This is a genomic window from Bacillus sp. SW14 (assembly GCF_047608225.1).
GTDB classification, from domain to species: domain Bacteria; phylum Bacillota; class Bacilli; order Bacillales; family Bacillaceae; genus Bacillus; species Bacillus subtilis_G.
This window is the reverse complement of the sequence record NZ_JBLKRW010000001.1, coordinates 3,160,617-3,178,387: the sequence shown is the minus strand read 5'-3', so window position 1 is coordinate 3,178,387 and position 17,771 is coordinate 3,160,617. Positions and strand designations below refer to the sequence as shown.

Below are 17,771 nucleotides of genomic sequence, written 5' to 3'. Positions count from 1 at the left end.
AATCAATGCTTTTTTAAGAAAAAATATCATCCGGCAGGTATTTTTTTGAAACAAGCAAACAAACTGCGAAATATGGGGTTAGAACTTTCTTCTCAGTGAATTATCAGCTAAAATAAGATTAAAGATAGAAAGAAGTGGTGTGGATGGATTCGATGGATCATCGCATTGAGCGATTAGAATATTACATACAATTATTAGTGAAAACAGTAGATATGGACAGGTACCCTTTCTATGCGCTTCTCATTGACAAAGGGCTGAGCAGGGAAGAAGGGGAAGAGGTTATGAGGATATGCGATGAATTGTCGGATGAGCTGGCAGCACAAAAAGCGCAAGGATTTGTAACCTTCGATAAGCTCCTTGCGCTTTTTGCCGGACAGCTGAATGAAAAATTAGATGTTCATGAAACTATCTTTTCCCTGTATGAGCAGGGGCTTTATCAAGAGCTGATGGAAGTCTTTATCGGCATCATGAAGCACTTTGATTAACTGTTTACAGGTTCGAGCTCTTCTGCCGGTTCATCCGCAGCACTGTCCTTTGCTTTTTTCTTCAGTTTTCCGTTTACGCTTTCAAAGTCATTGTCAATATTGGTGAGTGACGTTTCGAAAATTTCCATAAAATCATCGCCGTAAATATGGCGTATCATACACATCAGTTCTGCCACTTCAGGGAATTTTCCGAATAAATGATAAAGTGGCTGTGATCCTTTAAAAACCGCGTTGCGAGTCGGATCGAATTCCTCGAGCAAGCTCCAGAATACTTCATTCCCTTCCTCAGTCAATTGGACGTATGTGTTCCGTTTATCATTCAGCCGTTTGGAGAATCTTAAATATCCTCGCTCTTCCAGCTTTTTTGAAAAATTGAATGCGGTTGATACGTGCATGACCCCGAATTTCGCGATTTCAGAAATGGAAGCTCCATTCAATTGATACGCAATCCATAAAATATGATGCTCATTAATATTCAGGTCATACGGTTTAAGCCATTGCTGCCAATCCTTCTCAATCGATTTCCAAAGAGCTTTGCTAAGCTGAGCCATTTTCTGGGTGAAGACCAGAGCCTCTTTCACATCATAAGGCGGTTCCACTCGATTCATTACGTCACCTGCTTCTCTTTTTCTTTTTCTCTATTATGCCAATAAAATAAAGATTAATAAAGATGAAAATTTAAGAATTTTTTAATAAATTCACAATCCGTTGCGGTGAGAGGCTTTTTCGGTCAAAAAAAAATGCGGGTCCAGTTTTGGCCCGCATTTTTTTCTTTTGAATAGGATATTAGTTTTGTAAGGTTTTCTCCAGCTGTTTGATCTTCTCTTCAATATCAGCGATTTCTTTTTGCAGATCCTGCTGGTGAGGTTTGATCTCTTCCTGCCATTTTTTAATTGACGTTTGGAGCTCGCCGCTCACATCTTTAATGACATCTGTACTTTCTTTGGCCGCTTTGATCAGCTGGTCTTTTAACGCAAGCCCGTCTGATTTTAAGCGTTTGATCGTTTCTTCGAAAGAATCATAATTGGTTTTCATTTTTTCACGCAGCTGCGCTCCTGAGGAAGGTGCAGTAAGAAGAACTGCAGCCCCTCCGATAATGCCGCCTACGAATAGTCCTGTTAGCAGAGAACGTCCGTCCGCCATTACAATCACCCCGTCTTTTTCTTGAAAATAGGATTCATTCAGTATTTTTCGTTTTTGTTGAAAGCCTGAACTTCTATACATAGCTTGCTTTATTTTAGCATATTTTTTAAGTGAAAAGGAGGGAGAAGGTTGTCTGTCTTTATAATTGTGTTATCCTGCATCACCCTTGCCTTCGCTTCAGGCGCTGTTTACTATATCAGACTCCTCAGCCAGGCTGCTTCTTATCCGCCCAAGAAGGTCATCCGGCAGAAAGCGCTTGTTTGTTCAACCGGAACCGCCTTTACACTATGTCTTATCTTTTTCACAAAACTCTTTGCTTAAAACATGCTGACAGGCTGCGGACTCTCTGTCGAAAAAAACCTCTCCCGGAAGCGGAAGAGGTTTTGGGTGACAATTATTCAGCAGCTTCCATAAAGCTTGAACGTTTTAAAATGGTTTGCACAATCGGATAAATAATAATCATTGCGATTGTGTTCAGTACAGCGGCCGGCAGAACAACAGCCGCGAACAATGCGGCGAAACCGCCAGGCAAACCGACGATCAATAAAGCTGACGATAAAAATACAATGCCCGATAAGATGGTTCCGATCGCTGTCAGAACTGCGGCTGCACCTGTTTTCTGGCTCTTTCTGAACAAAAGGAACAGGATGAAGAACAGAAAAGCTGACACGGGTTTATCGATGATGTTAGGAATCTGTCCGGCTGGAAATGCGGTTGTAAGTGCGGAAATAATTCCGGTCACAATCCCAATGACGAGTACATTTTGCACCCGCGGGAACAGAAGGATGCCCATGAACATCATGATCAGCATCATATCTGGTTTCATGCCGCCTAAAAAGGGCGGAATAATGGAATGAAGCGCTGCGCCGATTGCGGCAAACAGAGCCATAATGACTAACTCTTTTGTTTTCATATCTATGCTCTCCTCTGCTAAGCTTTTTGCCCTCCAATAATATGCTCGTCATTTATTGCGAAGGCTTAAAGAATGTGATATGCAAACAGTATACCAAACGAACGGTTTGCATAGCCAGACTTTTTACTCATTTTCCTGCTGGAATTTCTTCATGAACGCAGCTAATTTTTCACAGTCTTCGAGAGACACCGCGTTATAAATAGAAGCACGGCAGCCTCCTACTGAACGGTGTCCGCCAAGGCCGATCATCTTTGCTTCTTTTGCTTCCTGAACGAATGTTTTCGTTAATTCGTCATTACGAAGCGTGAAGGTAACATTCATGCGTGAGCGGCTGTCCTTTCTGGCATGTCCTTTATAGAATCCGCCGCTTTCATCAATGCAGCTGTAGAGCACCTGCGCTTTTTGTTCATTACGTTGTTCAGCAGCTTCAACACCGCCGTTTTCTTTCAGCCATTCCAGAACAAGGCTCAGCATATAAATCGCAAATGTCGGCGGAGTGTTGTAAAGTGAATCCGCTTTGACATGCGTTGAATATGTCAGGATTTTTGGAACGTTCGCATTTTCATTTTGCAGCCACGTTTTTTTCATGATGACAACTGTCACACCGGAAGGGCCGAGGTTCTTTTGGGCGCCTCCGTAAATCACGTCAAATTTGGGCACATCGATTTTTCTGCTTAAAATATCGCTGGACATGTCAGCGACAAGCGGAATAGGGGAATTCGGGAATTCTTGCCACTGTGTGCCGAAAATCGTATTGTTGGACGTGAGATGTAAATACGCGCCGTCTTTTACATCTGTAAGGTCAACTTCAGGAATAAAGCTGTAATTGTCTGCCTCGCTTGTCGCTGTCACAGAGGTGTTCCCGAAGAGCTTTGCTTCAGCGAGGGCTTTTTCGGACCAAGCCCCAGTCATTACAAAATGCGCGGTTTTATCAGGTGTTAAAAAGTTCATCGGAAGCATTGAGAATTGAAGGCTTGCCCCGCCTTGAAGAAACAAAATATCGTAATCTTCCGGGATGCCCATCAGTTCGATTAAAAGGTTTTTCGCTTTTTGGTGCACCGCTTCGTACTCTTTGCTGCGGTGGGAAAGCTCCATAACGGACATGCCGGATTCGTTAAAATCAATAAATTCTTTCTGTGCTTTTTGCAGAACTTCCAATGGCAGCGCTGCAGGACCTGCGTTAAAATTTGTTGTGCGTTCCATCATGATCCTCTCCCTGTTCTCCACGTTAATGTATAAAATAATACAATTATCCTATCACAAAAATGCAGTTTTTTGATAAAAAATTAGAATAATCAAAAGAAATTGACGGATGTTTGCTATAAATGCTCACAAATAAAATAACCCCATCTTATGATGAGGCCAGGCGTTTCGCGATAGAGGAAGAGATGGTCTGCAGATCCTCCGGTTTGTAATCATCAGCATGTGTTTTCCAAACGGCTCCGAATCCGTCTCCTTTTCCGTAACGCGGGATAATATGCATATGATAATGGAAAACAGATTGTCCTGCTTTTTCGCCGTTATTGTTCAGCGTATTTAAGCCGATCGGTTCAAATTCATCCCGGATGGCGCGGGCGATTTTCGGAACAGCGTGAAAATATTGTTTTGCTAATTCATCCGTAAATTCATACACGTTTTCGATATGCGTTTTCGGAATGACAAGCGTGTGTCCCTTTGTCACTTGGCTGATATCAAGGAAGGCCAGCACGTGTTCATCTTCATACACCTTTGCGGATGGAATGTCACCGGCAATAATTTTACAAAAGATACAATTCTCTGCATTATGCATGAAAGTTCCTCCTTATGAAATTGTTTCGTATGTATACACTCATCGTACCACAGAAATGCTGGAAATAGAAAACAGGATGAACGGCGAGCGTTCACCCTGAATGCAGAGGAAGAGCTTTATGAAGAAAATGTGATATGCCTTTGGTAAGCACCTCATTTGTCGATAAAATGAAGACTTGTTTAATGCCTAACGATTCCTGCGATAAACACCTCATTTGACAATTTGCTTCATAGAAGAATTCATCAAGTTCAGTGAAGAGAAAAGGTTTGAGCATTGGACATGTTTATTTTCTATCCAACTGTATCTAAGACGTCTTTGACAAACACCTCATTTTTCAGTTGATATGCTTTTCCTCTACAACCATTATGATGTCCCGAAACCTGTCTCTTTATGACAGCAAATTCATCATTTGTTAAAAGGGAATTGTTTCAAATCATGCTTTGTTTTTGGTACTATGAAGAAAACAATATAAGGGGAGAAACTATGTCTCTGCTATCGGTAAAGAACTTGACCGGCGGATATACAAGAAATCCGGTTTTGAAAAACGTATCATTCACCCTTGAACCGAATCAAATTGTCGGTTTAATCGGGCTGAACGGTGCGGGTAAAAGTACAACAATCAGACATATCATCGGGCTGATGGACCCGCATAAAGGATCAATCGAATTAAATGGGAAAACCTTTGCTGAGGATCCGGAAGGCTACCGCTCACAATTCACCTATATACCTGAAACACCTGTTTTATATGAAGAGCTGACGCTGATGGAGCATCTGGAGTTAACAGCGATGGCATACGGTATCTCAAAAGAAACGATGGAGAAAAGGCTGCCGCCGCTTTTAAAGGAATTCCGAATGGAAAAGAGGCTGAAGTGGTTCCCGGCTCATTTTTCTAAAGGAATGAAGCAGAAGGTTATGATTATGTGCGCATTTTTGGCAGAGCCCGCGCTCTACATCATTGATGAGCCTTTTCTAGGACTTGATCCGCTTGCGATTAACGCGCTGCTTGAGCGGATGAATGAAGCGAAAAAAAGCGGGGCGAGCGTGCTGATGTCAACGCACATTTTGGCAACGGCAGAGCGCTATTGTGATTCGTTTATTATTTTACATAACGGCGAGGTGCGGGCGCGCGGCACGCTGTCCGAACTCAGAGAGCAGTTTGGAATGAAGGACGCGGCGCTGGACGATTTGTATCTTGAACTCACAAAGGAAGACGCTGGCCATGAATAATATGCTTGATATTTGGCAGTCGCGGCTGCAGGAGCATATCAAAGAAACAAGGACGTATATGAAATATATGCTCAACGATCACCTTGTCATTGTTTTGATCTTTTTTCTCGCGGGCGCTGCAAGCTGGTACAGCAAATGGATACGTGACATTCCCGCTCACTTTCCGTCTTTCTGGGTGATGGCCGTACTGTTTTCGCTCGTGTTGACAAGCTCTTATGTGCGGACGCTGTTGAAAGAGGCTGACCTTGTCTTCTTATTGCCGCTTGAAGCAAAAATGGAGCCTTACTTGAAGCAGGCGTTTGTCTACAGTTATGTGTCTCAGCTGTTTCCGCTGATTGCACTGAGCATTGTTGCAATGCCGCTTTATTTCGCTGTCGCACCGGGGGCTTCGCTCGCATCGTATGCGGCAGTTTTTGCCCAGCTTTTGCTGCTGAAAGCGTGGAATCAGGTGATGGAATGGCGCACGACCTTCCAGAATGACCGAAGCTTGAAACCGATGGATGTGATCATTCGCTTTGCGGCGAATACGCTCGTTCTTTATTTTGTTTTCCAATCTGTTTATATGTATGCGCTTGTGGTTTATGTCATTATGGCAGGTCTTTATCTCTATATGTCTTCCTCAGCAAAACGGAAAACGTTTAAATGGGAGAGCCATATTGAGTCCGAATTGAGACGCAAGCAGCGTTTCTACCGAATTGCCAACCTGTTCACTGATGTGCCGCATTTACGAAAGCAAGCGAAACGCAGGGCGTATCTCGACTTTTTGCTGCGTCTCGTGCCGTTTGAACAGCGCAAAACGTTTGCCTACATGTTCACCCGGGCCTTTTTACGTTCAAGTGATTATTTGGGCATCCTCGTCAGATTGACGGTCATTTTCGCGCTGATCATTATGTATATGTCGGCAAGCCCGCTCATCGCAGGGGTTTTTACTGTATTTACCATTTTTATTACGGGCATTCAGCTTCTGCCGCTGTTCGGCCACTTTGACCATTTGGCGCTACAAGAGCTTTACCCTGTGAAAAAAGAGACGAAGCTGAAAAGTTATTTCTCTTTATTAAAAACGGCACTTAGCGTACAAGCGCTGCTGATGTCTGCTGCTTCTGCCTATGCTGCCGGCTTGACAGGGTTTCTGTACGCGCTGATCGGTTCTGCCGTCCTGATTTTTGTTATTATGCCTTCTTATATGACAACCAGACTGAAAAAACATGGAAAGCTGTGAGCTTAAAAAGGGGTAGGTCAAATGACAGACAACCAGCTGCTGATGCATGAAGCCCTTCAATGGAAAATGCATTTTTTGCGAAAAGATTCCATGTTTGAACGCTTTTCAAAGCGTATGCAAACGAAGGTGAATGAGCGGATTCCGGAAAAAATTCATGCGGCCGTCACTGAAAGTGTGAAAAAAATGGTCGAAGCGACGATGGCCGGCTCCAATATCATCGCCTATAAGAAGGATACAAGCGCACTTTCGCTCAGTGAAAAAAACGAACTGGCGAAAAAAACGATTGCTTCTTATCAGAAAGTGGCGGCTGCTGAGGGAGTCGGCACCGGAGCGGGCGGCATTTTTTTAGGGATTGCCGATTTCCCGCTGCTGCTTTCGATTAAGATGAAGTGTTTATTTACCTTATCCTCAATTTATGGCTTTGATGTGAAGGATGCGCAAGAAAGAATGTTTTTGCTGCTGGTGTTTCAGCTCGCCTTTTCGAGTGATGACTGCCGCAAATCGCTTTTTTGTGTCATCGACAATTGGGAGACGGAGAAAAAGAGTATCGACTGGAGAGTGTTCCAGCAGGAATATCGCGATTATATCGACGTCGTAAAGCTTTTGCAGCTTTTGCCCGGAGTAGGTGCGGCAGTCGGCGGCATTGCCAATTATAAGCTGCTTTCTCAGCTTGGCGAGACGGCAAGACACGTTTTTCATATGAGAATTACAAAGGAAACAGCCGGAGAATAAACACTCCGGCTGTTTTTTTATAGTGTATGATAGGTGATCGCGGCACCCGCAAGCACCTTTGCTGCTGTCAGCATTGCTTTTTCATTGATATCGAATTTCGGATGGTGGTGGGAATAGACGCGCTCTGGCTGTTCAGGAGCGGCACCAGTAAAGAAAAAAGTGCCTTTGACGTTTTGTAAGTAGTAGGCAAAATCCTCGCCGCCCATTTGCGGTTCACAGTCAATGACCTGCTGAACGCCCTCCGTGTTCTTTGCGCTGCTGACCAAGTGGCTCGTTTCTGCAGGATGGTTCACAACAGCCGGATAGCCCCGTTCATAGTTGTACTCATAGGACGCGCCGTGCATGCTGCACACTCCTTTTACAACTGCTTCAATTTCTTTCTCCAGAACGTTGCGGACACTATCGTCAAATGAACGCGCAGTGCCGATGAGTGTGGCTTGGTCTGCAATGACATTAAACGGGTTGTCGGCGATAAAAGAGCCTGTCGAAATGACGGCGGAATGAATCGGATTAACTTTGCGGCTGACAATGTGCTGCAAAGAGGAAACGATTTGCGAGCCGATCAGGACGGCGTCTTTTGTATCGTGCGGGTGAGCGCCGTGGCCGCCCTTACCGCGGATTTTTATCGTGAATCGGTCCGCCGCCGCCATCACGGCGCCGGGGCGGCAGAGAATGGTTCCGAGCGGCTCAGTCGCCCAAAGATGCGTGCCGAATATCACATCTGCATTTTCAAGACAGCCGTCATCAATCATTGGCTTTGCGCCTCCCGGATAATATTCTTCCGCATGCTGATGGATTATCACAAATGTTCCCTTCAGTTCATGTCTATTTTGGTGAAGGACCTTTGCCACTGCGAGAAGAGCTGCCGTATGGCCGTCATGGCCGCATGCGTGCATGACACCCGGCACTTTGGAGGCGTAAGAAACATCTTTTTCATCTTGGATGGGGAGGGCGTCAAAGTCGGCCCGCAACGCGACTGTTGGGCCGGATTCGCTGCCTTCTATATATGCTAAAACCCCTCTGCCGCCAACATTCGTGCGGATCGGGACGCCTAATGATTCATAATAGGAAGCAATAAATGCGGCGGTTTTTTCTTCTTGAAACGAGAGCTCAGGATACATGTGAAAATGGCGCCTGATCTCGACCATTTCTTCAAAACAGCTGTCGAGCTGTTTGTTTATCTCTTTCTGCAGTGTAAATATGGACAAAGCCGCTTCCCCCTTTTTCTATGCTTTTCCATGATTGTATAGAAAAAGTCTGAATATTTCAACTTGACTTCAAAGCAACACCATGGCTGCGATGGCTGTCACAGAAAGGCCAATCGCGACGGGAATGAAGTTTTTTCTGGCAAGCTCAAAAGGATCAACTTTGCAAATGGCCGCAGCGGGAATCAGCGCCCATGGGACCAGTGTTCCGCCCCCCACCCAGATGGCAGATATTTGGCCGAGTGCGGTCAGAACGGCGGGATCAGTATGAAGAGCGGACGAAAAGAGGTGTGCGACAGAGCCTGCGAGAGAAATGCCTGAAAACCCTGATCCGTCGAGGCCGGTTATCGCTCCAGCGGCAGTTAGAGCAACGGCGGCAAGCTCCTTTGACATAGGCATCATGCCGGATAAAGCAATGCCGAGATCATTGACAATGCCTTGGGAACCTTTAGGGAGTGCAATGCCCAGTATGCTTTCAAAACCTGACCCGCCAAGATAAAAGAAAGCGGCAATCGGGATGACGGGGCCGAAAACCTTAAAGCCGAACTGGAACCCATCAATAAAATAACCGGTGATTTTTTCAAGCCCTTTTTGCTTATACACGAGAAAATGGACAGTCAGGAGGATGCAGATCGCAGACCCGCCGATTAACGCGGTTGCATCATTTCCCTGTAGATTAAACAAGAGCATGCAGGCGATATCCCCAAGAAAGACAAGCGGAATCAAAAAAGCCAATATGGACCGCAGGCGTTTTGGCAAATACAGCGAGGTGTCTTGTTCGTCAGAAAGCATAGGGGAAAAAGAAGCTGGACCGAGCTTTTTTTTGCGTTCGCGCTGAATCATGATAAAAGCTGCGGTTGTAGTGGTCAAGCCCATAATCAGCACAAGGGGAATGCTTGCCGAGACGACATCACCGACAGGAATGCCTGCCGCATCAGCTGTCAGTTTCGGCGCCGCCTGAATGACAAAGTCCCCTGACAAAGCAAAACCGTGACCGAACAAGTTCATAGCCATAGCTGCTGCAATAGGCGGCAACCCGGCGCGGGCCGCCGCCGGGAGCAGGACCGCGCCGATCAAAGCGACACCCGGAGAAGGCCAGAAGAAGAGAGAAATGGCGAACATCAGGCCGCCAATCAGCCAATAGGCAGTGACAGGGCCTTTCACAAGGTTTGCAAAGGGAGAAATCATTGCTTCATTTATCCCTGTTTTTGTTAACAAATCACTCATCGAAACGATAAAACAAATGATGAAAATCGTGGGCAGCAGTTCGCCGGCCGCGTAAATAAAGCTGTGGAATAAACTGCTGACAGAAGCTGAAAGTGAATGGCTGGTCCAAAGCGCTATCATGAAAATGCCGAATAAGGAAATAAAGGTCGTATCTTTCCGCAGCAGCATAAATAGGATAATCGCCCCGATAAAAAACACATACAGTATGTGGACAGACAAAATCCCGACTTCCATCATTGATCACTCCTTCCGCTTCCTACAGATTATTCATAGGCAGGCGGAAGGTGCGGGGACAGAAGGCAGGGTTATGATAGAAGATGAACATTGATCTGTTTGAGCTGCTCAAGCAAATGCTGCTTTAACACTCTATTCGCTTTCTGCTGATGCTCAGGGAAGCATTCAGGAGAAAAAATAACGGCGCCATCAGCCAGCCAGTTTTTTCTGTAGGCGATGATGCTTTCCGATGGTTTTAAAAATGAACCATCCTCGCGCCGCATCTCGTAATCATCAAACCCAAACTGAAAACCGCAGCACGGACAAATTTCATAAGAATGATTCCCTTGCTTATCATATGCCGGTTCAGTCAGTCCCTTAAACCCGCAGACTGGGCAAGTGTACTTCATTTTGATTTCCTACCGATAAATAAGCTGCCGGAGATGCCGGCAGCTATTCGACAGCGGAATATGTGGTGACATACGAAGGCCGGGAGAAGATCGACGTGGTGTCAATTCCGGCAGACGTGCCGCGTTTTTTGTGGGCTTCTTTGTATGAACCTGACTGCTGCCAGTCTTGAAAGGCTCTTTCCGTTTCCCACAAGGTCAGAATGACGTACGTATCACTGTCAAGCGGGCGGAGCACACGAATTGCTTCAAAACCGGGCTCGTTTTCTACTTTTCCCGCTCTGTTTTTGAATCTGTTTTCAAACAGCGGACGTCCTTCCTGAGTGACGGCAATATTGTTCAAGACGGCAAAACCGGGATTCTTCATCTCGCCGGCTTGGTCAATCGCTTCATAAGCATGGGGTGCCTGAAAAACGGTATCACCGCTTGTTTCGTGGATCAAAATCGCGTTTTCTTGCCCCTGCATCAAAAGGATATTTTCCGACGGATGCTTCTTTACGAGCGTTTTTAAAAAATCGGCTGTCCCATATGTAATATAAACATTCATATCAGCCACCTCCTGCTTGCTAGTATATCAAAACAATGGTATAAGTTTCTATTGGCGAGTGCTTCAAACATAATTCCAAACAATTTTTCCCATACTACCTTTAGAAAGGCGAGGTGAGTTCATGTTTAAGGTGAAGAAAAAGAAACTATTTATACCCATCATTATTTTAGTGTTAACTGCTTTTCTCGCTTTAATAGGATATATTTCAATTATTTTTCTCGGGCATTATGTCATAGATGAAAAGAAGCTGATTCTTCATGCCTCTTCAAAAATTGTCGATCAAGACGGAGTGGAGGTTGCCAGCCTGTATACAGAAAATCGTGAGCCGGTCTCGATTAATGAGATTCCGGAGCGGGTCAGAGAAGCGTTTATCGCTGTTGAGGATAAAAGGTTCTATGAACATCACGGCATTGATGCGAAATCTGTCGGAAGGGCGGTATACCGCGATATATTAGCAGGCGGAAAGGTGGAAGGCGGAAGCACGATCACCCAGCAGCTTGCCAAAAATATTTTTCTGACACACGACAAAACGTTTTTAAGAAAAACAAAAGAAGTGATCATTGCGATTAATCTTGAACGGGATTACAGCAAGGACAAACTGCTGGAAATGTATTTGAACCAGCTTTACTTCGGGCATGGGGTGTACGGCATACAAGCGGCGTCCCACTATTATTTTAATAAGGAAGTAAAAGATTTAACTGTATCCGAAGGCGCGGTTTTGGCCGCTATTCCGAAGGCGCCTTCTACGTATTCTCCTGTTTTGCATCCTGATAAAAGTAAGGAGCGGCGTGATACGATTCTCGGCATGATGAATGACCAAGGCTACATCAGTGCGAAAGAGGCTGTCAGCGCGCAGGGGAGGACGCTCGGTCTGAACGTGAAGAAACAGTCGGAAACACCTTGGTTTGACAGCTATATTGATCTTGTGATTGAAGAGGCGGAAGACAAGTACTCGATTTCCGGAGAGCAGCTTCTTCAAGGCGGATACACGATCAAGGTTCCGCTTGATTCGAAGCTTCAGAAGACGGCTTATCAGGTGATGAAGCAGGGAAGCTACTATCCCGGAACAGACCAGAATGCTGAAGGAAGCGCCGTCTTTATCAATAACAAGACAGGCGGTGTGGAAGCGGCGATCGGCGGAAGGGAATACACATCCAAAGGATACAACCGCGTCACAGCTGCCCGCCAGCCGGGTTCCACATTGAAGCCGCTTGCGGTATACGGGCCGGCGATGCAGGAAAAGAAATTTAAACCATATTCTCTATTGAAGGATGAGCTGCAATCCTACGGAGATTATACACCGAAAAACTATGACAGCCAGTATGAGGGCGAAGTGACCATGTCTGACGCCATTACGTACAGCAAAAACGCACCGGCTGTCTGGACGCTGAATGAGATCGGCGTCGAAACAGGAAAATCTTATTTGAAAGCAAACGGCATCGATATCCCTGATGAAGGCCTTGCCCTCGCTCTCGGCGGTTTGGAAAAAGGCGTTTCCCCGCTCCGGCTTGCCGGCGCGTTTCATACGTTTGCCGCGGATGGAATGTATACTGAACCGTTCTTTATTTCCAGCATAGAGGATGAAGACGGAGAAACGATAGCCGACCATAAAGAAGAAGGAAAGCGGGTATTCAGCAAGCAGACGTCTTGGAATATGACAAGAATGCTGCAGCAGGTGGTCAAAAAGGGAACGGCCGTGTCAGGAACTTATCACGGTGACCTGGCGGGAAAAACCGGCTCTACTTCTTATACAGGCGTCTCCGGCGCGACAAAGGATGCTTGGTTTGCCGGCTATACACCGAAAATAACCGGGGCTGTCTGGATGGGCTATGATAAAACAGACCAAAACCATTATTTAAAAGGCGGCAGCGCGTATTCGACGAGACTGTTTAAAGATATTTTGACGCAGGCTGGAGAAACCGGTGATGTGTTTACGAAGCCTAAAAACGTCAAAGAACTGGAAAGCCCGATTAAGCTGGAGCCGGTCAAAACGCTAACAGCAGATTACACATTTAAAGCAGCGGGGCTGTTTACCATTGAATTAAAATGGGATGCTCAAGAGGATGATCGGACCGTATACAGAATTTATGTAAATAAGGATGGCAAGGAGACGCTTCTTGATTCAGTCGAAGGAAAGGGCAGCTATGAAATCCCTTATGCCAACTTGTTTTCAGGCGCTTCTTATAAAGTTGTGCCTTATAATACACAGACAAAAAGAGAAGGGGAAGGAACCGATTACGTTCAGCCGAAATTGTTTTCCTCTTAATGGAATTCGGCGATTTTTTGAACATTGAGCCTCATTTCTATACCATTTGCCCAAAACGAGGTATAGTGTAATGGTCAAGAAACACGAACGTATGGTTGCAGTATGAAAGGTGGAAATCAGATGAGTAAACAAGAAACGTTTAACGAGACGTTTTTAAAAGCTGCACGGGGAGAAAAAGCGGATCACACGCCTGTATGGTACATGAGACAAGCTGGGCGCTCACAGCCGGAATACCGTAAGCTGAAGGAAAAGTACGGATTGTTCGAGATTACCCATCAGCCCGAACTATGTGCGTATGTCACAAGACTTCCGGTTGAGCAATACGGAGTTGATGCTGCAATCCTTTATAAAGATATCATGACTCCGCTGCCTTCAATCGGAGTGGATGTTGAAATCAAAAACGGGATCGGGCCTGTGATTGATCAGCCGATCCGGTCTCTGGCGGACATTGAAAAACTCGGACAGATTGATCCGGAACAGGATGTGCCGTACGTGCTAGAGACGATTAAACTGCTTGTCAATGAGCAGCTCAACGTCCCGCTCATCGGTTTCTCAGGTGCGCCTTTTACGCTTGCCAGCTACATGATCGAAGGCGGTCCTTCGAAAAACTACAATAAAACAAAAGCCTTCATGTACAGCATGCCGGATGCATGGGACCTTTTGATGCATAAGCTTGCCGACATGATTATCGTATACGTAAAAGCGCAAATTAAAGCAGGCGCAAAAGCGATTCAAATCTTTGATTCGTGGGTCGGCGCGCTGAATCAGGCGGACTACAGAACATACATCAAACCCGTGATGAACCGGATTTTTACAGAGCTTGCACAGGAGGATGTGCCGCTGATCATGTTTGGTGTCGGCGCAAGCCATCTGGCAGGTGATTGGCATGACCTTCCCCTCGATGTTGTCGGGCTCGATTGGAGACTCGGCATTGAGGAGGCCAGATCAAAAGGCATCGCCAAAACAGTGCAGGGCAATCTGGACCCGTCCATTTTGCTGGCGCCTTGGGAAGTCATTGAGAAAAAAACGGCGGATATACTGGATCAGGGCCTGAAATCGGACGGTTTCATTTTTAACCTTGGACATGGGGTATTTCCTGACGTCAGTCCTGAGGTTTTGAAAAAACTGACAGCATTTGTCCATAAATATTCACAAAACAAAAAAACGGGTCAATATTCCTAAGCGTATCTTTTGCTATCATGATGATATACCTGTCAAAATATTTGTATCAGATCATTAAAGAGGGTGTAAACAGTGGGTAGAAAGAAAATGGGGCTTCTCGTTATGGCGTACGGCACGCCTTATAAAGAAGAAGATATCGAACGTTATTATACACATATCAGAAGAGGCAGAAAGCCTGAACCTGAAATGCTTCAAGATTTAAAAGACAGATACGAAGCAATTGGCGGCATTTCACCGCTTGCCAAAATCACAGAAGAGCAGGCGCACAAGCTTGAACAGCACTTAAATGACATTCAGGACGAGATTACATTTAAAGCGTATATCGGTCTGAAGCACATCGAGCCGTTTATTGAAGACGCTGTGGCAGAGATGCATAAGGACGGCATCACAGAAGCAGTCAGCATCGTGCTGGCACCGCATTTCTCCACATTCAGCGTGCAGTCCTACAACAAACGTGCCAAAGAAGAGGCTGAAAAACTTGGCGGCTTAACGATTACGTCTGTTGAAAGCTGGTACGATGAACCGAAGTTCGTGAAATACTGGGTTGACCGAGTGAAGGAAACATATGCGTCAATGCCTGAGGATGAAAGAGAAAAGGCGATGCTCATCGTATCCGCCCACAGTCTGCCGGAAAAAATCAAAGAATTTGGAGACCCGTACCCGAACCAGCTACATGAATCGGCGAAATTGATTGCTGAAGGCGCAGGCGTTTCCGAATATGCTGTCGGCTGGCAAAGCGAAGGGAACACGCCTGATCCTTGGCTCGGACCCGATGTACAGGATTTAACACGTGATTTATTCGAACAAAAAGGCTATCAGGCATTTGTATATGTCCCTGTCGGATTTGTAGCGGATCATTTAGAAGTGCTTTACGATAATGATTATGAATGCAAAGTGGTCACTGACGATATCGGCGCAAGCTACTACCGCCCGGAAATGCCGAATGCAAAGCCGGAATTTATTGATGCATTAGCAACAGTTGTATTAAAAAAATTAGGACGTTAAAGAAGGCGATGAACATGAGTGACGGCAAAAAACATGTAGTCATCATCGGCGGCGGCATTACCGGTTTAGCCGCCGCCTTCTATATGGAAAAAGAAATCAAAGAAAAAGATCTGCCGCTTGAGCTGACGCTTGTTGAGGCAAGTCCGAGAGTCGGCGGGAAAATCCAGACTGTCAACAAAGACGGCTATATCATCGAACGAGGGCCTGACTCATTTTTGGAACGGAAGAAAAGCGCTCCGGAGCTTGTCAAAGACTTAGGCCTTGAACATTTACTTGTCAACAATGCGACAGGACAATCCTATGTGCTTGTAAACCGCACCCTGCATCCAATGCCAAAAGGCGCCGTAATGGGGATACCGACAAAAATCGCGCCGTTCGTTTCAACCGGCCTGTTTTCTGTGTCTGGGAAGGCAAGAGCCGCGATGGATTTCATCCTGCCCGCCAGCAAATCAAAAGACGACCAGTCATTGGGAGAATTTTTCCGCAGACGTGTCGGAGATGAAGTGGTTGAGAATTTAATCGAGCCGCTTCTATCAGGCATCTACGCTGGCGACATTGACAAGCTCAGCCTAATGTCGACTTTTCCGCAATTTTACCAGACGGAACAAAAGCACAGAAGTTTAATTCTCGGCATGAAAAAAACAAGGCCTCAAGGCGCCGGCCAGCAGCTGACGGCTAAAAAGCAAGGGCAGTTCCAGACCCTGTCAACCGGTTTGCAGACTCTTGTCGAAGAGATCGAAAAGCAATTAAAGCTGACGAAGATATACAAAGGCACAAAAGTGACCAAGATCAGCAGCGGTGGCGCTGGCTACTCACTCGAGCTGGATAACGGAGTCACACTTGATGCTGATTCAGTGATTGTGACTGCTCCGCATAAAGCGGCTGCGGGAATGCTTCCAGAGCTTCCTGCCATTTCTCATTTGAAAAATATGCACTCCACATCCGTGGCAAATGTCGCCTTGGGCTTCCCTGAAGGCGCCGTCCAAATGGAGCATGAGGGTACGGGCTTTGTGATCTCAAGAAACAGTGATTTCGCGATCACAGCCTGTACGTGGACGAACAAAAAATGGCCGCACGCAGCGCCGGAAGGCAAAACGCTGCTTCGTGCATATGTCGGGAAAGCCGGAGACGAATCCATTGTCGATCTCTCAGATAACGACATTATCAACATTGTGTTAGAAGACTTAAAGAAAGTCATGAACATAAACGGGGAGCCGGAAATGGCATGTGTCACCCGCTGGCATGAAAGCATGCCGCAGTACCATGTCGGCCATAAGCAGCGCATCAAAGAGCTGCGCGAAGCACTGGCCTCCGCGTATCCGGGTGTCTACATGACAGGCGCTTCTTTTGAAGGTGTCGGAATTCCCGACTGCATCGATCAAGGAAAAGCAGCCGTGTCTGATGCGCTCACCTATTTATTCAGCTAAAACCCTCCGCTGCGGCGGAGGGTTTTTTGGTGGGGAATGTCAATATTGTGTAAAAAATGATTGAATTGATCATCGGGTTATGATACATTTGCATATGTACTTAATGACTAAAATGTTCAAACGGTCAGTTTCGAGGTGATAGACAATGTCAATAGATCGAAAAAAGCTCATTTTAGAGGCTGCTACAAAGTCTTTCACGCAGTTCGGTTATAAAGCGACGACAATGGACCTAGTGGCAAAGCTTGCGAACGTGGGGAAGGGAACTATTTATACTTTTTTCAAAAACAAAGAAGAGCTGTTTGACGAGATTTTCACAACTTTATTAAAGGAAATGAAGCAGAAAGCGGACGAAGCGATGGAGCCGAACCTTCCTTTCCATGAAAATGTGCACAGAGCGCTGTTTGCTATTCTTGAATTCAGGAAAACACATCAGCTGACGATCAAGATTTTCCAAGAAAACGCTGAAATTGGTACAATGGCCGTTCAGGACGTCATCCAAAAAATGGAGCGTGGTCTTCTATCTTATATGAAAGATAAGATAGAAAACGGGATCAAAAGCGGTGCAATCAAGCCGTGCGACCCTGAGCTGACAGCTTTCGTGATGCTGAAGCTTTATATCGCACTCATTTTTGATTGGGAAAAACAGCATCCCCCGCTTGATAAACAGACAATTGCGGAACTGCTTGAATTGTATGTTGTCAAAGGATTGTCAGCCAACTAGATAATCCTTTCTTTTTGCAAGAAAATGACCATTTTTCATGATGAGTCAGTTTTAGAATGGAGG

18 protein-coding genes and 1 pseudogene are annotated in these 17,771 nt (G+C 45.7%); 10 read left to right on the top strand and 9 right to left on the bottom strand.

Annotation, left to right across the window (positions count from 1 at the left end):
• Positions 1 to 143 precede the first annotated feature (143 nt).
• Entirely contained in the window at positions 144 to 485 is a 342-nt protein-coding gene (locus ACMX2I_RS16440) for a YhaI family protein (RefSeq protein ID WP_087991240.1), read from the top strand.
• Here ACMX2I_RS16440 and ACMX2I_RS16435 read toward each other — a convergent pair.
• Both ACMX2I_RS16435 and ACMX2I_RS16430 read right to left on the bottom strand, forming a co-directional pair.
• The gene (locus tag ACMX2I_RS16435) at positions 482 to 1,093 is read right to left on the bottom strand and encodes an HTH-type transcriptional regulator Hpr (protein WP_087991241.1); all 612 of its coding nucleotides are present in this window, start codon (positions 1,091 to 1,093) and stop codon (positions 482 to 484) included. The two genes, ACMX2I_RS16440 and ACMX2I_RS16435, sit on opposite strands and share 4 nt — an antisense overlap.
• A 178-nt stretch (positions 1,094 to 1,271) precedes the next feature.
• Positions 1,272 to 1,628, bottom strand: a complete 357-nt coding sequence (locus tag ACMX2I_RS16430; protein WP_010329248.1) for a YtxH domain-containing protein — start codon at positions 1,626 to 1,628, stop codon at positions 1,272 to 1,274.
• 129 nt (positions 1,629 to 1,757) lie between these two features.
• On the opposite strand from ACMX2I_RS16430, the gene ACMX2I_RS16425 reads away from it, so the two are divergent.
• Positions 1,758 to 1,949: a hypothetical protein gene (locus ACMX2I_RS16425; RefSeq protein ID WP_087991242.1), complete on the top strand. Its 192-nt coding sequence runs from the start codon at positions 1,758 to 1,760 to the stop codon at positions 1,947 to 1,949.
• A gap of 73 nt (positions 1,950 to 2,022) precedes the next feature.
• On the opposite strand, the gene trpP is transcribed toward ACMX2I_RS16425, so the two are convergent.
• The 3 genes from trpP to ACMX2I_RS16410 all read right to left on the bottom strand — a co-directional run bounded on the left by trpP (position 2,023) and on the right by ACMX2I_RS16410 (position 4,330).
• Positions 2,023 to 2,541 (bottom strand): tryptophan transporter TrpP, encoded by a 519-nt coding sequence (trpP, locus tag ACMX2I_RS16420; RefSeq protein ID WP_087991243.1) that lies wholly within the window; start codon positions 2,539 to 2,541, stop codon positions 2,023 to 2,025.
• 123 nt (positions 2,542 to 2,664) lie between these two features.
• Positions 2,665 to 3,744, bottom strand: a complete 1,080-nt coding sequence (gene serC / locus ACMX2I_RS16415; RefSeq protein ID WP_414957510.1) for a phosphoserine transaminase — start codon at positions 3,742 to 3,744, stop codon at positions 2,665 to 2,667.
• 148 nt (positions 3,745 to 3,892) lie between these two features.
• The gene (locus ACMX2I_RS16410) at positions 3,893 to 4,330 is read right to left on the bottom strand and encodes an HIT family protein (RefSeq protein ID WP_087991245.1); all 438 of its coding nucleotides are present in this window, start codon (positions 4,328 to 4,330) and stop codon (positions 3,893 to 3,895) included.
• 483 nt (positions 4,331 to 4,813) lie between these two features.
• Here ACMX2I_RS16410 and ecsA point away from each other — a divergent pair, with 483 nt between their 5' ends.
• Genes ecsA through ACMX2I_RS16395 form a run of 3 tightly spaced genes read left to right on the top strand, consistent with a single transcriptional unit; the run spans position 4,814 to position 7,508 of the window.
• On the top strand, positions 4,814 to 5,557 hold the full coding sequence (ecsA, locus tag ACMX2I_RS16405) for an ABC transporter ATP-binding protein EcsA (protein WP_087991246.1): 744 nt from the start codon (positions 4,814 to 4,816) through the stop codon (positions 5,555 to 5,557).
• Positions 5,550 to 6,776 carry an ABC transporter permease EcsB gene (ecsB, locus tag ACMX2I_RS16400; RefSeq protein WP_414957508.1) on the top strand — a complete coding sequence of 409 codons (1,227 nt, stop codon included), beginning with the start codon at positions 5,550 to 5,552 and terminating at the stop codon, positions 6,774 to 6,776. The genes ecsA and ecsB overlap by 8 nt, the downstream gene beginning before the upstream one ends.
• A gap of 21 nt (positions 6,777 to 6,797) precedes the next feature.
• A complete protein-coding gene (locus tag ACMX2I_RS16395) occupies positions 6,798 to 7,508 on the top strand; it encodes an EcsC family protein (protein WP_202328491.1) in 711 nt (236 codons plus the stop codon).
• Positions 7,509 to 7,525: 17 nt separating this feature from the next.
• Here the strand turns inward: ACMX2I_RS16395 and sndC are convergent, their stop codons facing one another.
• The 4 genes and pseudogenes from sndC to hmoB all read right to left on the bottom strand — a co-directional run bounded on the left by sndC (position 7,526) and on the right by hmoB (position 11,107).
• Positions 7,526 to 8,716, bottom strand: coding sequence for an N-acetyl amino acid acetylase SndC (gene sndC, locus ACMX2I_RS16390; protein WP_289346828.1), 1,191 nt, complete (start codon positions 8,714 to 8,716; stop codon positions 7,526 to 7,528).
• Between the two features lie 69 nt (positions 8,717 to 8,785).
• On the bottom strand, positions 8,786 to 10,177 hold the full coding sequence (locus tag ACMX2I_RS16385) for a hypothetical protein (protein ID WP_414957506.1): 1,392 nt from the start codon (positions 10,175 to 10,177) through the stop codon (positions 8,786 to 8,788).
• A gap of 68 nt (positions 10,178 to 10,245) precedes the next feature.
• A pseudogene (locus tag ACMX2I_RS16380) lies at positions 10,246 to 10,563 on the bottom strand (hypothetical protein).
• Positions 10,564 to 10,606: 43 nt separating this feature from the next.
• Positions 10,607 to 11,107, bottom strand: coding sequence for a heme-degrading oxygenase HmoB (gene hmoB, locus ACMX2I_RS16375; RefSeq protein ID WP_333561983.1), 501 nt, complete (start codon positions 11,105 to 11,107; stop codon positions 10,607 to 10,609).
• Between the two features lie 121 nt (positions 11,108 to 11,228).
• Here hmoB and ACMX2I_RS16370 point away from each other — a divergent pair, with 121 nt between their 5' ends.
• From ACMX2I_RS16370 to ACMX2I_RS16350, 5 genes are all read left to right on the top strand, one after another.
• A complete protein-coding gene (locus ACMX2I_RS16370) occupies positions 11,229 to 13,373 on the top strand; it encodes a transglycosylase domain-containing protein (protein WP_414957504.1) in 2,145 nt (714 codons plus the stop codon).
• Positions 13,374 to 13,493: 120 nt separating this feature from the next.
• Entirely contained in the window at positions 13,494 to 14,555 is a 1,062-nt protein-coding gene (gene hemE / locus ACMX2I_RS16365; RefSeq protein WP_087991253.1) for a uroporphyrinogen decarboxylase, read from the top strand.
• A 72-nt stretch (positions 14,556 to 14,627) separates the two neighbouring features.
• Positions 14,628 to 15,560 carry a ferrochelatase gene (hemH, locus tag ACMX2I_RS16360; RefSeq protein WP_087991254.1) on the top strand — a complete coding sequence of 311 codons (933 nt, stop codon included), beginning with the start codon at positions 14,628 to 14,630 and terminating at the stop codon, positions 15,558 to 15,560.
• Between the two features lie 14 nt (positions 15,561 to 15,574).
• Positions 15,575 to 16,987 (top strand): protoporphyrinogen oxidase, encoded by a 1,413-nt coding sequence (gene hemY, locus ACMX2I_RS16355; RefSeq protein ID WP_414957503.1) that lies wholly within the window; start codon positions 15,575 to 15,577, stop codon positions 16,985 to 16,987.
• Positions 16,988 to 17,132: 145 nt separating this feature from the next.
• Positions 17,133 to 17,708, top strand: coding sequence for a TetR/AcrR family transcriptional regulator (locus ACMX2I_RS16350; RefSeq protein ID WP_414957501.1), 576 nt, complete (start codon positions 17,133 to 17,135; stop codon positions 17,706 to 17,708).
• Positions 17,709 to 17,771 lie beyond the last annotated feature (63 nt).